A 16,349-nucleotide genomic window follows, 5' to 3' on the forward strand; every position below is an offset into this window, starting at 1 on the left:
TATGGCTGCCCAAAATAACCTATTATTATTGTATGTTTTCGGTTGCTGTTTCCTATTTTCTTGTCAGGAAAAAGTAGCAGAAAGCTCCCGAAGACCCAATATCCTGTTTGCCATAGCAGATGATTTGTCCTATCCGCATATGGGAGTCTACGGTATTGACTGGATTCAGACACCGGCTTTTGACCGGGTGGCTAGGGAAGGCTTGCTGTTTTCCCGGGCTTACACTCCGAATGCAAAATGCTCTCCTTCGCGATCCATTATTCTTACCGGAAGGAACTCCTGGCAGCTGGAAGAAGCCGCCAATCACGTTCCGTTTTTTCCGGAAAATTTTGCCTCCCATGTAGAAATCCTGGGAGAAAATGGCTATTTCACCGGTTTTACCGGAAAGGGTTGGGCACCCGGAAATCCCGGTCAGCGGAACGGAAAACCCAGAATGCTTACCGGGCCCCGGTACAGTGATATCCAATTGGATCCTCCCACAGAGCAGATAAGCAAGGTAGATTACGCAGCCAATTTCAGCCAGTTTCTGGATGAAAAACCGGAAGAGACTCCCTTTTATTTTTGGTATGGTGCTACCGAACCCCATAGAGCCTATGCCTATGGTTCCGGGGCGGAACTCGCTGGTAAATCCATTGAGAGTATTGACCATGTTCCGGCGTTCTGGCCAGATAATGATTCGGTAAGAAACGATTTGCTGGATTATGCCTATGAGGTCGAATATTTTGACCAACACCTGATGGTCATGCTTCAGGAACTGGAAAAACGGGGCGAATTGGAGAATACGGTAGTCGTTGTAACCTCGGACAATGGCATGCCATTTCCGCGCGTCAAAGGGCAGGCCTACGAGTATTCTAACCATCTGCCCCTGGCAATAATGTGGGGCACGAACATCCAAAATCCCGGGAGGGTCATCGATGATTTTGTCAATTTCACCGATTTTGCTCCTACATTTCTGGAATTGGCAAAAATAGATGCGGACGGTTCCGGTATGGCCCCCATGACTGGAAAAAGTTTAGTACCGATATTTCTAACCGATCAAGCGGGCAAAACAGATCCTACACGGAATGCCGTATTAATAGGAAAAGAGCGTCACGATATCGGGAGGCCAAATGATCAGGGCTATCCGATTCGGGGTATTGTTACGGAGGATTTTACCTACATTCACAACTTTGAAACAGATCGCTGGCCGGCGGGAAATCCGGAAACCGGTTACCTTAATACCGATGGAAGCCCAACCAAGACGGTTATTTTAAATCAGCGAAGGGTAGACGGTAATACTCATTTCTGGAATCTTTCCTTTGGCAAGCGGCCTCAGGAAGAGCTTTATGACAGGCAAAAAGACCCGGAAGGACTGAATAATCTGGCCCTGCATCCCGAATACCAGGCCATTAAAGAAAACCTAAAGGAAGCGTTATTCCAGCAGTTGGAAGCACAGGAAGATCCACGAATGTTCGGGAATGGAGACGTTTTTGATTCCTATGAGTATGCTCAGGAGAGCCAACGGGATTTTTACACGCGTTTTATGGAGGGGGAATCCTTTAATACCGGATGGGTGAACGATACGGATTATGAAACTGATTTTAAGGAATGAAAAGAAGATGGCGTTTTTGGTTTGTCCTCAGTGTCTTATTGCTGACAGGAATTAGCCCGGGTTGGGCTCAGGATACCCGGCCCAATATCGTCATGATTATCGCAGATGATATTGGATATGAGGATATTGGGGTTTACGGGAATACCCAGGTAAAGACCCCAATCATTGATCGTTTTGCTGCGGAAGGACTCCGTTTTACCAATTTCTATCTAACTACCAGTTCCTGCAGTCCCAGCCGGTGCAGCATGATCTCCGGACGCTACCCACACAATACCGGGGCGGCGGAATTACATACTACACTTCCGGAGTCCATCACTATTTTTCCGGAGTTGTTAAAGGAGGCCGGGTATTTTACCGGACAGGCAGGAAAATGGCACATGGGCCCCGCTCCACGAAGGGGGTTTGATGTGATTTACGATAAAGGCCCCACGATGGGTGATGGGGGAGAGGATAGCTGGGTTCCCCTACTGGAAGAGCGACCCAAAGACAAGCCTTTTTTCCTCTGGCTGGCCTCTCTGGATGCCCATAGACCCTGGGGTACTAATTCTTTTTCAGGAACCCATACGCCGGAGTCGGTACAGGTGCCTCCTTTTCTCGCAGATGAAATGCCCACCAAAACAGATCTGGCACGCTACTACGACGAAATTTCCCGATTTGATTTCTTTATCGGAGAGGTAGAAGCTGAATTGGACCGGCAAGGGGTGTTGGAAAACACCATCATCCTGGTCTTATCGGATAACGGCAGGCCCTTCCCCAGAAGTAAAACGCGCTTAATTGATTCTGGGATCAAGTCTCCGCTGATCGTAAAATGGCCCGAGGGAATTTCCAAAGCAGGAAGCATTTCGGAAAGCATGCTGAGCAGCATCGATCTGGCACCTACTTTTCTGGAACTTGCCGGATTGATCCCTCCTGATTCCTTTCAGGGGAAAAGTTTCAGGGCGGTGTTAGAAAATCCGGGCCTGCCCTTTCGCAAATTTGTATTCGCCGAACACAATTGGCACGACCACGAGGCCCATGCCCGAATGGTACGGACTAAAAATTACCTGTACATTAAAAACAACCGGCCCGGATTCAGCAATCCGGGACCTGCCGATTCGAATGCCTCAGAGGCCTTTGCGGATTTAAAACGGGTGCGAGACGAGGGGAGTCTCAATCCGGCACAGGCAGACGTATTTGCGGCACCAAGGCCCGCAGAAGAGTTTTATCTGGTTGAGGAGGATGAATACCAGATTCTGAACAGAGCCACCTTAGGGGACGGCACAGGGATGCTGGATTACCTGCGGGCAATACTGGAGAAATGGAGTGAAGAAACCGATGATACGGTTCCGAGTGATTTGACGGAGGATTGGTACGATAAGGAAACTGGAAAAGCCCTGGACATAGAAAGGACCCGTGGGCAAATGCCGGGAGGACCGGATGCATTGACAACTACGAATAAAGGACCCTTTTAATGGATACCCCAAGGATGGCGATAACGGATTTTGTCAAACGCGTCAAAGGAGTGCTTTTCGGCATGGCCGCAGTTTTGATAATGGGTATTTCCTGTAACTCCGAACCGGAAGATATTCCCTCCCGACCGATGGATCCCTGGGCATTTCGCTCCGTATTGGATAAACACCCTCGAATGTTGACGCTGGCCCTGGATACGGCCTGTTTTGCCGCGTATGATTTGGGCAAAGGACAGCTCTACAAGGTGTGGAAGGGGGGAGTCCTTCGGGAAGGAACGGTTTTCACCAATAAGAAAAATATTCAACCCAGCTCCTGGGGGACATCGTATTATGGAGAGGATTCCCTGCCTAATCGCTGGTCGGTGTCCAAAAATGGAGAAAAACTTCCCTTCGAAATGCAGTACAAAGGCTACGTTTTGGAGGATAATCGCATCACCATTAGGTTTGAACTGGTTTTGGAAGACGGAACACGGATTAAGATTAACGAGCGTCCGGAATTTGTCCGGAATGTACAGGATCAACCGGGTTTCGAACGTTCCTTTGCTGGGTCTGACATTCCAGCGGGATTGGAAGTTTCCCTGCGGTCGGCAAATGATAACGTGCAGGTGACACTTTCCGGAGATCTTTTGGCTGCTGACTATTTTCAGCAACTTCCGGAGCAATCTCCGCCTGCCATTGGGGATAGTTACGATCACCTGGGCATTTTGTGGATGGAAAATAGCGACTGCTACACCTGCCATGAAGAAAAGAACGCTACCGTTGGCCCTTCGTTTGAGCAAATTGCCACTCGGTACCCGAAAAATCGGGAGAGCTACTCTTTGTTGACTGGCAAAATAAAAGAGGGGGGAAACGGAGTATGGGGAGATACGCCCATGAACCCGCATCCGGATTTGTCTACGGCCGAGATCAAAACCATGCTGGATTATATTTTTACCCACAAACCGAAGGAGTCGACCCTTACCAGGGAAAGTCAGGCAAATGTAAAGAAGCCAGCTACCGAAATTGAAACAGAATCTCCATCTCCGAAGCCCGGCCATGGTGCAGCATTGGAAGGAGTGCATCCGAGTTACGATCTGACGACCTTACATACTGAATCTTTTCAGCCAAGGGTCGGCGGGCTGGATTTTTTGCCAGACGGTAGGCTATTGGTCAGTACCTGGGATTCCATAGGAGGCCTGTATTTGGTTGATAATATCCTGGAAGGGGACAGGGATCCGGTATCGGTAAAGCGCATTGCAGCTGGACTGGCAGAACCCTTGGGTTTGGAAGTGGTGGATGGAGAAATATTTGTGTTACAAAAACATGAGTTGACCCAGTTAATCGATCACGACGGTGATGATGTGATCGATGAGTACCGGGTAGTCTGTGACGAATGGGGAGTACGGGATGATTTCCATGAGTTTGCCTTTGGCCTGGTTTATAAAGAAGATCACTTTTACATCACCTTGTCCATGGCCATGCGGCTGATGGCTAACGAGCGGCAGCTCCCGGACCGCGGCAGAACCCTGAAGATCGATCGGGACGGTCATTACGAATGGGTTGATTATGGATTGCGAACCCCCAATGGAATCGGTGTGGGTATGGATGAGGAGTTATTTGTGACCGATAATCAAGGGCAGTGGCTACCGGCAAACAAACTGATTCATGTTCAAAAGGGAGCGTATAATGGCATGGCCTGGGGGCTTTCGGCGGAACAAGAGTTGGACCCTCCTGCCATGGTTCCACCTGCCATTTGGCTTCCGGACAAAGAAATCGGAAACTCTCCTTCTGAGCCTATTCTGATGAAAGACGGGCCCTATCAGGGGCAGCTATTACATGGAGATGTAACCAATGGGGGAATCAAGCGGGATTTTTTGGAAAAGGTAAACGGTGCCTACCAAGGTGCCGTATTCCGGTTTTCTCAGGGCTTTACAGCAGGGGTCAATCGACTGGTTTGGGGACCGGATGGTGCCTTATACGTGGGAGAAGTCGGAATGGTAGGTGGCTGGAGCTGGAAAGGAAACCAATATGGCCTGGAAAAAATAATGTACAACGGCGATAGCACCTTTGAAATGCTGGCCATACGTGCAAAACCGGATGGGTTTGAAATAGAATTCACCGAGCCAATAGCAGCAGAGGTACTGGATCCGGCCTTGCTGGAAATTCAGCAGTGGCGGTACGAGCCCACGGCTTCCTACGGTGGTCCCAAGTTGGATCTAACGCAGCTAATTCCCGAATCCATGCAACTATCCGGAGATGGGAAAAGGCTTCTAGTAACCATCCCGGGATTGCTTGAAAAGCACGTTATTTATTTTAAATTATCCGAGGATTTGAAAAGTCAAACGGGTAGTTCGCTGTGGTCTTCAGAGGCCTGGTATACGCTTAATAACATTCCAAACTAAACCGGTACCATGAAAAATAATACTAAAAAAGAGTGGAGTCGCAGGACTTTTTTACAACGGTCAGGGACTGTCATGGCCCTGGGAAGCATGGCTGGACTTCCCCATTCCGGGTTTGCCGGTGCATCAATCGAACCAAACATGAATAAAAAAATCAAAATCACCCATACCGATTCAAATTTTGAAAGGGAACCCCTATTTCCGTATCGGTTTAAGGGAAGTGCCATTACGGAAGCCTGGCAAACGGTGGCCTTGATGAAAGCCGAAAGTGGCAGGCATAAAATTGGTATCGGCACCCAGGGGACTTTATGGTCCGATAAGGCGGTGTTTCAAGCCCATTCCACTACAGCAGGTAATGCCCTGATGTATGCCATGACAGAGAGAGCCTTGCAAATCATCAAAGGTACCCACTTTGTCGATCCGGTAACCTTGTTGGAAGATATTTTGCCGGAAGTTTATGCCTATGGCGTAAAAATTACCGGAAACCCGGATCTTAAAAAGACCTTTGCCTTAAATGCCCTGGTACCCGTAGACAATGCAGCCTGGTTGTTATTCGGAGAGGAGAATGGCTTGCAGACCTTTGATGAGATGATCCCGGAGGCCTACCGTCCGGGACTGTCTCATAAGCACGATAAAGTGGCCAGTATTCCTTCGTTCAGTGTGGGTGCATCGATTAATGACATAAAGGATGCCGCGGACAAAGGTCATTTCATTATGAAATTGAAAACGGGCTCTCCGGGTACCCAGAGGGAAATGCTGGAAAAGGACATAGAATTTTTGACGGCAGTTCACAAGACCCTGGGAAATCGGGAGACTTCCTATACCAAAAATGGGAAAATCCCGTACTATTTTGATGTGAACGAGCGGTATGAGAAAAAGGAAACCCTGGAGCGGTTTCTGGACCATGCCAAAAAAATCGGAGCCTTCGATCAGATTGCGGTCATTGAGGAACCGTTTGGTGAAGCCAATGAAACCTTTGTCGGGGACCTGGGGGTCCGCATTGCAGCTGATGAGAGTGCTCACACGGTAGAGGATGCATTGACTCGGATAGAGCAGGGATACGGTGCAATAGCCGTGAAGGCCATTGCTAAAACCATGAGCATGACCATGAAGATAGCGCAGGCGGCTTACGAACGAAACGTGCCCTGTTTTTGTGCAGACTTAACGGTGAATCCCATTTTGGTGGACTGGAATAAAAACGTGGCTGCGCGGTTAGCTCCGTTTCCGGATATGAATATTGGATTGCAGGAAACGAACGGGCACCAGTATTACAAAAACTGGGATAAAATGCTTAGTTACCACCCCATGTCTGAGGCAGCCTGGGTCCATACCCGGGAGGGGGTTTATCCCACCGGTGAGGAATTTTATCAAAAAAGTGGCGGTATTCTCGCCAATAGCCCTCATTATGAAAGTTTCGTTGAAAGCTAATCGACAAGACAACAGCTCTGGTCAATGGTAACCTATCGTTAATAAGTTATTAATGGAACGACTTTTAATTTATTTATAACCGAACCTATATTTTTTAGTACAATATTCGAAATCCGGAAAATTTTACGAAAAAAACCAATCAATATTTTTTAATTTCTTTCACTTAGTTTACATTTGAAAAAATGTATTTTATATATACAAATATGCATGTTAAAAAAATACCATTTTTCAAGTCTGTTTGTTTCAATCCCGATTGGACTTGATTGTTTTTTTTGGATTTAAATTGACAACATTAATTGGTATCAGGTGAAAATATTATTGGTAGACGATGACCCTATCGTCATATTATTACAAAAAAAGCTGATGGAAAAAGCAGGGATTACCCATCAGGTTGATTCATTTAATAATGGGGAGGACGCGCTGCAGTTTTTAGCTAAAAATGGTTCCCCTGAAGAACCGCATTTGATGTTTCTGGATATAAATATGCCAGGTTTATCCGGCTGGGATGTGCTGGATACTCTCAGTGAAATGAATGTTCCCAAAGACCTGAAAGTGATTATCATTACCTCGTCCATAGAAGCGGCTGATAAGAAGCATGCAGAGAGTTACCCGAGAATTGTAGATTTCTGGGTAAAGCCCTTTAGTATTCAGGATTTTATTCAACTAAAAGAAAAATTTAACCTTTGACCCCTTAATTGTTCGGGTTTTGATTTATTTAAAGCGCGAATATTTCCCTATTATTGTTGTTTCATCAGAGTAATACGTATGAAACGATCGCAACAAATTATCCTTTCCAGCTTATTTCTTATTTTTAGTTCTTTTGGGCAACAATTGTTTGCCCAAGAGAAATTTCCCACCGCCGATGGGTACAAGGGCATCTGGTTTACCTTGGGGCAGTTTTCCGATTTTGGAGACAAGTATTCAGGTGGTCTGGGAACCTATACCGCCAAACACGTCCCCCTGGCCATCCATGCACCGGAAGTTAACCGAACCTTTTTTGTCTATGGGGGAACCCGCTCTCCGGAAGAGAAGCATTTGTTGTGCATGATAGGGGTTTTTGATCATGAAACAGGAATGGTGTCGAAGCCAGTAGTGGTCCATGATAAAGAGGGGGTGGATGATCCGCATGACAACCCCAGCCTGGCCATTGATGAGCAAGGGTATATCTGGGTTTTTGTAAGTGGCAGGGGTAGAAGAAGGATGGGGTATAAATACCGGAGCAGCGAACCCTACCGTGTTGATTCTTTTGATTTGATTAGTGAGGAGGAAATGACCTACCCACAACCGAAATTTATACCGGGGAAGGGTTTTTTGAATTTGTTCACCAAATACACCGGCGTTCGGGAGTTATACATGGAAACAAGTCCCGATGGCTTGGAATGGAGCCCTGATCAAAAGGTAGTAGCTATCAAACGTAACGGAGACCCGAACAGCGGTCATTATCAGGTGTCCGGGCAGCAAGGAAATAAAATCGGTTTTTTTTGCAATTGGCATCCCAATGGAAATGTGGATTTACGAACCAATTTGTATTATTTCCAAACCACTGATTTTGGACAAACATGGACCGATAGTGAGGGGAATGAAGTGGAAATTCCGGTCTTAAATTTAACCTCTTCGGGGTTGGTGAGGGAATACTTTAGTCAAAAACGAAATGTATATCTGAAGGATGTGAATTTCGATGCGGATGGGAATCCAATTGGTTTGTATGTGGAAGGAATCGGACATCAGCCCGGCCCGGAAAACGGTCCCAGATCCTGGCATGTGGTGCATTGGGATGGTAACAGTTGGCAAGACCACCTGATTACTCAGTCGGATCAAAATTACGATATGGGGAGCCTCTGGGTCGAAGAAAATGAATGGACGGTAATAGGCCCGACGGCCAATCGTCCGCAAGCTTGGGGTGCTGGTGGAGAAGTGCAGCTATGGAAAAGTAATGACCAGGGTAAAACCTGGGAAATGAGTCGGCAGTTGACAAAGGGGAGTAAACGAAACCATAACTACATCCGCAGAGTCGTGAATGGTTCGGATCCTTTCTATTATTTCTGGGCAGATGGTGACCCGAATGAATTCAGTCAAAGCCGACTGTATTTTGGAGATAGCGATGGCAATGTGTGGAAACTCCCGTATGAAATGGAAGAAGATTGGGTAAAGCCCAAGAGGTGGAAAAATAATTTGTTTAGCAGGTGGTTTTCCCGGTAACTGAAGGCTTTCCTTTTATCTATTTGGGTTATTTAGGGCTAAGCTTTTAGAAACGGCACATTTAGAACTAAGTGACGAAAGTGTCGATCGAATTGAGGCATTTATTCTCGATGGTTTCGTTGCGATGATTGAAAATCACCGCAGCGGGTTGGGATGGAAATTGTTTATGCAGGCACCAGAAGTGAACAGGGGGCTGGAAAAGCTTGGATTTTCCATTGATCCTGAAAATTAAGATTTATCAGAAAAAAAAACAACCAAATAACAGCTAAGGAAGTAATAGATTGGTATATTCAGCGAAATAATAGTTTACTACCGTGACACTAAAAGCGCAACCAACTTTTCTGGCCACTGTTTTGACCTGCCTGCTCTTTCTGGTGGTCGCTTTTCAATTTCCCACTGGGTTAAAGGATTGGCTTGAAGATTTCTCTTCCTTAACGCTGTACTATTTCGGAAACTTCTATTTGTATCTGGGGCTATTTATGGTCCTGGTACTGTTGGGCATCGCCCTTTCTCCCTGGGGAAAAAAGACGTTGGGAGAGGGTCCGGTAACCTATGGTTGGTTTTCTTGGGTAGCCATGCTTTACAGTACCGGCATGGGAGCAGGGCTGATGCTGCGGGCCGTGCAGGAGCCCACTTTCTATTATACCCAGCCTCCGCGGAGTTCGAACTGGGCGGCCGATATCTTTGCTTTGGAGTATACCTTTTTTCATTGGGGCCTGACACCTTGGGCGTTTTATGGGATGTTTGGATTGATCATTGGCTACCTGGTATACGGCCGGTCCCGTAAGATGCTTAGTTCTTCCATTTTGAATGAGCGATACCAGCGGTCCTGGCTGATCGTTCCGATAGACGTGATCACCATTCTCAGCACCTTATTTGGAGTGGTTGGGGCGGTTGGGCTGGGAAGTCGGCAGCTACTGGCTGGCTTTAGTCAGCTCTTTATGCAAGTAGAAATGAGTTATTCCAATAATGCCTATGTCGTTCTTTTTCTGGGGTCCCTGGCCACGATTTCAGCCTTTTCCGGACTAAGTAAAGGGATACGAAACGTATCTCGTTTTAACATCGCCACCGCCTTGTTTTTAGTTTTAGTCACCTTGTTAGCCGGAAATACCGGACAAATGGCAGGTAATTTTATACAGGCACTGGTTGCTTATATGTACGATTTTTTTCCGATGAGTCTGAACATGGGTAAGATGGAAGTACCGGATACCTTTTTGATGGATTGGACCTTCTTTTATTGGGCGTTCTGGCTATCATGGGCTCCTTTTACAGGCGTGTTTATCGCAAGAATTTCGCAGGGAAGAAGCTTTCGGGAATTTATCTTAGGCGTATTATTGGTTCCAACCCTTGGAACGTTCATATGGTTTGCGGTATTCGGAACAGAAGCCTTTGTGCTTATCGGAAGCCCGGAATCCTATCAGGGACAGTTTGATTCCCTGTACGGATCCATATTTGTTTTTTTTGACAAACTTCCTTTGGGAAGCTTGCTTAAACCATTGTCCTTGCTCTTGGTTTTCACCTTTTTGATTACTTCCATCGATTCGGCGATTTATGTCTTGGGCATGTTTGCCGATAATGGTAACAGGGACCCACAAAAACGAAACTTGCTCGTATGGGGATTGATATTGGTCCTTTTCACCGTTGCTACGCTTTTTATCGGAAAGGAACGATTGCTGGAATCAATAAGTCAATTATTAATAGTAATGGCTTTGCCTTTTAGTTGGATTTACCTGCTGATGATCGGGTCTTTTCTTTATTCATTATATAGTAGGAGATAGTCATGAGCTGCAAGAAACGAATTGGTAATCATACGCTTAACCTGACCTTCCTGGTGATGTGGTCGTTGGCATGCTCTGCTTCCAAAAATGCTGAAACATTGGCTTCGCTGGATGGCGTAAAACACCGGGGTGTTTGTTGGGTGGCCAGTCCCAATCCTCTTGAAGGTGGAGAATTGCTGGCCTTGACAGCTATCGGGGCCAGTCATATTTCTCAGACCCCCTTTGGTTGGCAATCACAGGTACAGGATCCGGAATTGCGTTGGGAGGCCCACACGGACAAAATGTGGTGGGGAGAAAGTTTGAATGGCTTAAAGGCAACCCTCGATTCGGCAAGGGCTCTGGGCCTGAGTAGCATGCTAAAGCCTCATCTCTGGGTGCGCGGTTCCTGGCCTGGTGAAATTTCAATGAAGAGTGAAGCCGACTGGCAAACCTGGTTTCGGAATTATAAAGCCTTTATCTTGTATTATGCCCATTTTGCTGAAGAAAATGGTATGCCGCTGCTTTGCGTGGGGACAGAGCTGGAAAAAACCAGTCATCGGGAAGCCGACTGGAGGGGGATCATCACTGCCGTAAGGGAGGTATACTCGGGAAAGCTGACTTATGCCGCAAACTTTACCGAATACGAAAAGGTATCTTTTTGGGACGCCTTGGATTACATCGGGGTTCAGGCCTATTTCCCGCTCGCAATGGGTGCAGAACCGGGCTTGACTCGATTGAACAAGGGTTGGCAAAATGTACTACCAATCCTGGAAAAGGTCAGCCGGGAATTTCGAAAACCGATTTTGTTTACCGAATTGGGGTATTGCGATACACATGATGCCGCACAGGAGCCTTGGTTATGGCCCAACCAGCGCAAAGAGGTCCCCATATCCCAGGAAATGCAGGCACGATGCTACCAGGCCTTTTTTGAGGCGGTATGGGACAAACCCTGGTTTCAAGGCGTGTATTTCTGGAAATGGTACCCAAAGTCGCGAGAGCGGGTTCCTGACTTTACCCCCCAAGATAAATTGGCTCAGGGGGTGATGAAGACTTTTTTCTTAGGAAATGGGACCAAAGGAAAGGAAAATAGGTGACGAATCCTTTGAATCCCAATCACTTCCATTCACCTTTCTGAATTTTTACCAGTGGAGCTGTTTTTCGGTTAAGGTATCCGTGGATACCAGCCGTTACCAGCAATACCCCGGCTAAAATAGCTGCTAACAGGCCGACGAAGGCAGACTGCTCCCACTGATTGACAGCAATGGCAGCAAATCCCCAGGTGCCGACCAGGGCGGCTTCCCGCATATTTCTATAAAGGGTAAGCAGCAGGTATATGCCGGTGGCGATTAACAATACGATTGCCGCCCAGACCACTTCTCCATCCGGGCTGGCCAAAAAATCAAGGCTTTTTAAAGCAATGGAGGCATTCAGGACGGTAGCCAAAATCACCCATCCGCTGTATATAGTGATAGGCCACCAAATCCAGAAAACGGTGCGTAAGGGAGCATCTCCTAATTCAAGATCAAGCTTGATCACCAGGCGCATTAAGGAAAATAACAAACAGCCGATGATAAGCAGGGAAAGCCAAAGGTTCCCGGAGGTCCAGGCCCAAATCCAAAGCACATTGCTCAGGTTGGCAATAAAAAACCAAATCCCTGCAGGAAGAAGGGAGGTTGAATTGCTATCTGACAAATAGCCGTACCACTGGAAGACCAGAAAGCCCAGCCACCCCAGGTAAATTAAACCCCAAATAGAAAACGCGTAGCCGGAAGGGGTCAGCAGAGTCTGGTAATAGGAACTGATTTCCCCGACCGAATTGCCGAAATAATCTCCGGCTCCTCCCAGATAATTGAACAACAATACGACAACAAAACTAAAAGTATTTAGCAGCAGTAATGGTAATGGTTTCATGTTAACAGGCGTTTAATGATTAGGATCATGTCAATTTCTTTCCCAAAGTAATGCCGATTTTTTTATCGCTCTATAGGTTCTTTTGCGTAAAAGGGGAAGACTTTTACCGTAATAGGCAGCCATTAGTAAGACCCCTATACTTCCGCAAAATAAGGTAAGCGGAGCTCCGATCCAATCAGTGGCCAAACCGATCAAGAAACTTCCCAGGGACAAGGAACCCATAAAGAGCATGATATAAAAGCTCAACACCCGACCTCTTTTTTCCTCCGGTACAATGGTTTGAAGTAAGGTGTTGGAGCCGGTGAATATGATCACTCTTCCCAGACCCGTGGTCAGCAGGGCTAGCAAGGATAACCATAGTAAGGTACTAAAGGAAAAAACTGCCAGGCCAAGGGCAAAAACAAGGGTACCCAGAAGGATCAATTTATCCAGGCCAAGGGCATTGGTTTTAGATCCCATGAAAAAGGCACCGATCAGGCTGCCTACGCCCACTGCGCTTGTCATATACCCAAAAATGACCGCATCACCCTGAAACACCTCGGCCGCAACGACGGGCAATACCACCATATACGATACGCCCAAAAGGGTCACTCCCGCGACAAAGAGAATGATAAAGCGAATGTATTTGGTGGATATGGAGTAAGCGGCTCCTTCCAGGAAGGAATTTTTGAAATTTTTATTCGGCACTTTTTTGGCACTGGGCTGGTAGCGGATGCCAGCAAAAAAGCCAACCACCGAAAAGCTGGCCAACGCATAAATCAAAAAACAATATCCCTCTCCAATAACCGGAATCAGCATTCCGGCCAGCGCCGGACCGAGGATCCGGGCGGTATTAAAAAGAGAGGAATTTAACGCGATGGCACTCGTCAGGTTGTTTTTATCTTCTACCAAATCATTAACAAAGGCATGCCTGGAGGGCATTTCCAGGCCGCTGACCATTCCGAAAAGGAGTTCCAACCCTAATAACAGCTCGAAATTAATGCGGTCGAAAATGGTTAAAAGAGCCAGAGCGGAAGCATTGATAGCAATGATGGATTGGCAGATCATCAGCAGGCGATGCTTGTTATACCGGTCAGCCAATACTCCAGCGACTGTGGAAAATAAAAAGGCGGCAATTTCCCTGGAAAAAGACACCAACCCCAACAGCAATGCAGAGCCGGTAATCCGGTAGACTAGCCAACCCACTGCCACTTGTTTCATCATGTTTCCCAGGTTGGAAAAGGCCTGACCGGTAAAGAAAAAGCGATAATTTTTAGAAGACAGTGACTTAAAAATCAACATAGTAATTCCCCGTACAATCGTTCCCTTTTATTCGTTCCGGTGGTTGAATGATCGCTCAAAAGTACGCTTATTTTGCCAAAATGTCAGTGCGGAACGGTTTTTACCTGCTGGAAATATGGCCTTGTTGACTCAGAAAAGATTCCCACTTGGAAAACGTGTTTTCTTTCATCACCCTGGGAAATTTGGTCTGTCCTCCTTTCTTTTTTTGCTTTTCATTGTAATCGACAAAAGCAGCAGCCGGAATAATTTCTACTTCTATGGATTTCAATGCCTTGCTGCGGGCTACCTTGTAGTTTTTGTTATTTTCCTGCAGGAATTGGTCCAGGAATTCCTTTACTTCCTCTCTATTGCCTTCCCCGGTTTCCTTTCCCAAATACCAACGATGCAGGTATTCCCCGTTTTCCTGAACGGCACTGACCGTATATTCCGGGATGGTAAGGTTGAATTGGTCCTGTAGGGCTTCCATGGCCTTATCCATTTGATGAACGCTGAGTTGGCTGCCGACTACATTGAGAAAAAACTTTGTCCTGCCCGTAATTTTAATCTCGGCATTCTCTTTATTGGTAAACGATATGGTATCGCCAATCATGTATCGCCAGGCACCGGCAACCGTAGAAATAACCAATATATAATCCTGGTTTTCTTCAACCTGATCGATGGTCAACGCCGGAGCATCCGGATGGACACTACCTGACTCGTCCATATTTTCCGGTTTAAACGGTACAAATTCGAAAAAGACCCCATTGTCCAATACCAGAGCCATCGCATCGGTGTCGGGTCTTTTTTGAAACGCAAGAAACCCTTCCGATGCCAGGTAGGTATCAATGTAGACCAATGGATGCGCCAGGTTTTTTTCAAAACTTTTCCGGTGGGGCTCAAACGCAACGCCTCCCGGAGTGTATACTTCCAGGTGTGGCCAGATGTCATGGATGGTATCTACCTTATGATAGGCAATCACCCGTTTCATCATCAATTCAATCCAGGATGGAATTCCGGAAATACTCCCTATGTCCCATTCCCCGGCCTTTTCTGCAATTTTTTCAATGCGTTCGTCCCAATCCTCAATGGCTGAGATTTCAGGTCCGGGCTTATAGAAATTGTTGAACCAGAAAGGTATCTGGCTGGCACTAATTCCGCTAATTTCACCTTCCAAAAACCCATCGTTCTTCTTTAATTCTGTAGAGCTACCCAACATCATGATCTGTCGCTCAAAAAAGTCAGCAGGTAAATTGTAATGAGACAAACTTACGATTTGCTGAACACCTGTTTTCCGAATGGCATCCAACATATCATCCGTCACAGGGATGTACTTACTATTGCTGGTGGTACCGGAGCTTACTGCAAAAAATCGATTTATACCCGGCCAGGTAATGTCTTTATGCCCTTCCCTTATCTTATGCCACCAGTCCTGATAGATTTTATCATAATCATGATAGGGTACTTTAGCCTGAAATTTATCGATGGGATTCTCCTCCTTCAGTATCTGATCAAATCCATGGTAGATGCCAAAAGAAGTTTCGTTGGCCTTTTCTAGTAATTCCTGCAATACTTTGGTTTGCTTTTCCAAAGGGCTGGCATCTGTATTCAGTTTTTCTCCTATAGCAATTGCTTTTTTTATCAATTCACCGATTACTGGCATATTCTCTTAGCTAATGATTATCAAAATTTCTATAAAAAATGGTTGCACAATTATCAGACCAGAAACCCAAACGATCCGAATTCAGCCTGTTGGCAGGAATTTCGCTTTAAAAATTGTATGCTTGAAAATTTTTACCTACTTTAAACACAACAATTTACCGGTTACCGATGATACATTTGATAAAATACCAATACAAAAACAGCCCCGTACCGATCATGCTAGTGACATTGCTAGTAGCTGTACTCTTTCCTATCGTGGTACACTTGGGTCCCCCCGTTCAGGGTATCCCTTTAGGTGCTATCTTGCTTCCGATGTTTTATGTCCCCTTGCTTGCCTTCATTTTAATTGATAAGGTTCCGGCTCTCGTAGCAGCAGCCCTTTCACCGCTGCTTAATTTTCTAATTTCCGGAAACGAGCAATGGTCGCTGTTAATTCTTTTAACGCTGGAATTAATGGTATTTACAGTCGTTATCAGCTATTTGTTTTCAAAAAAGGTTCCGTTCTGGGCAGTAGTACCAGGGATTCTTTTAGCTAAAGTCGGAGGCGCAGGACTTATTTTGGGATTCGGTTTATTGCCCCTACCTCCTGTAGGTTATTTTATCCAATCTCTATATAACGGCCTTCCAGGGATCTTGATTCTCCTGTTGCTAAGTTACCTGTTTATGGAGAAAGCGAAAAAGGAGCGTATGCTGTAAATTTTTGTACACTATAAATAGA

The 16,349-nt window shown here is 46.2% G+C and carries 12 protein-coding genes; 9 read left to right on the plus strand and 3 right to left on the minus strand.

Annotated features, from left to right (window positions below):
* Position 1 precedes the first annotated feature (1 nt).
* The 8 genes from GJQ68_RS00150 to GJQ68_RS00185 all read left to right on the plus strand — a co-directional run bounded on the left by GJQ68_RS00150 (position 2) and on the right by GJQ68_RS00185 (position 11,895).
* A complete protein-coding gene (locus GJQ68_RS00150; RefSeq protein WP_162415298.1) occupies positions 2-1,591 on the plus strand; it encodes a sulfatase family protein in 1,590 nt (529 codons plus the stop codon).
* On the plus strand, positions 1,588-3,042 hold the full coding sequence (locus GJQ68_RS00155; protein ID WP_162415299.1) for a sulfatase family protein: 1,455 nt from the start codon (positions 1,588-1,590) through the stop codon (positions 3,040-3,042). Before GJQ68_RS00150 ends, GJQ68_RS00155 begins: the two co-directional genes overlap by 4 nt.
* Positions 3,042-5,420, plus strand: a complete 2,379-nt coding sequence (locus GJQ68_RS00160) for a c-type cytochrome (protein ID WP_235940974.1) — start codon at positions 3,042-3,044, stop codon at positions 5,418-5,420. Before GJQ68_RS00155 ends, GJQ68_RS00160 begins: the two co-directional genes overlap by 1 nt.
* 87 nt (positions 5,421-5,507) lie before the next feature.
* Positions 5,508-6,845, plus strand: a complete 1,338-nt coding sequence (locus GJQ68_RS00165; RefSeq protein ID WP_394351266.1) for an enolase C-terminal domain-like protein — start codon at positions 5,508-5,510, stop codon at positions 6,843-6,845.
* Positions 6,846-7,151: 306 nt separating this feature from the next.
* Positions 7,152-7,532, plus strand: coding sequence for a response regulator (locus GJQ68_RS00170; protein WP_162415301.1), 381 nt, complete (start codon positions 7,152-7,154; stop codon positions 7,530-7,532).
* Positions 7,533-7,610: 78 nt separating this feature from the next.
* Positions 7,611-9,044 (plus strand): BNR-4 repeat-containing protein, encoded by a 1,434-nt coding sequence (locus GJQ68_RS00175; protein WP_162415302.1) that lies wholly within the window; start codon positions 7,611-7,613, stop codon positions 9,042-9,044.
* 314 nt (positions 9,045-9,358) lie between these two features.
* Positions 9,359-10,822, plus strand: coding sequence for a BCCT family transporter (locus GJQ68_RS00180; protein WP_162339882.1), 1,464 nt, complete (start codon positions 9,359-9,361; stop codon positions 10,820-10,822).
* 2 nt (positions 10,823-10,824) lie between these two features.
* Positions 10,825-11,895 carry a glycoside hydrolase family 113 gene (locus GJQ68_RS00185; protein ID WP_235940975.1) on the plus strand — a complete coding sequence of 357 codons (1,071 nt, stop codon included), beginning with the start codon at positions 10,825-10,827 and terminating at the stop codon, positions 11,893-11,895.
* Positions 11,896-11,914: 19 nt separating this feature from the next.
* Here GJQ68_RS00185 and GJQ68_RS00190 read toward each other — a convergent pair whose 3' ends face one another.
* The 3 genes from GJQ68_RS00190 to GJQ68_RS00200 form a co-directional block, all read right to left on the minus strand.
* A complete protein-coding gene (locus GJQ68_RS00190; RefSeq protein ID WP_162415303.1) occupies positions 11,915-12,712 on the minus strand; it encodes a hypothetical protein in 798 nt (265 codons plus the stop codon).
* Positions 12,713-12,742: 30 nt separating this feature from the next.
* A complete protein-coding gene (locus GJQ68_RS00195; RefSeq protein ID WP_162339880.1) occupies positions 12,743-13,993 on the minus strand; it encodes an MFS transporter in 1,251 nt (416 codons plus the stop codon).
* 100 nt (positions 13,994-14,093) lie between these two features.
* Positions 14,094-15,632 (minus strand): GH3 family domain-containing protein, encoded by a 1,539-nt coding sequence (locus GJQ68_RS00200; RefSeq protein WP_162415304.1) that lies wholly within the window; start codon positions 15,630-15,632, stop codon positions 14,094-14,096.
* 167 nt (positions 15,633-15,799) lie between these two features.
* Here GJQ68_RS00200 and GJQ68_RS00205 point away from each other — a divergent pair, with 167 nt between their 5' ends.
* Complete coding sequence (locus GJQ68_RS00205) at positions 15,800-16,327, plus strand: hypothetical protein (RefSeq protein WP_162415305.1); 528 nt, start codon at positions 15,800-15,802, stop codon at positions 16,325-16,327.
* Positions 16,328-16,349: the final 22 nt, after the last annotated feature.

Origin of the sequence: Cyclobacterium roseum (assembly GCF_010119225.1) — a bacterium.
Lineage (GTDB): Bacteria > Bacteroidota > Bacteroidia > Cytophagales > Cyclobacteriaceae > Cyclobacterium > Cyclobacterium roseum.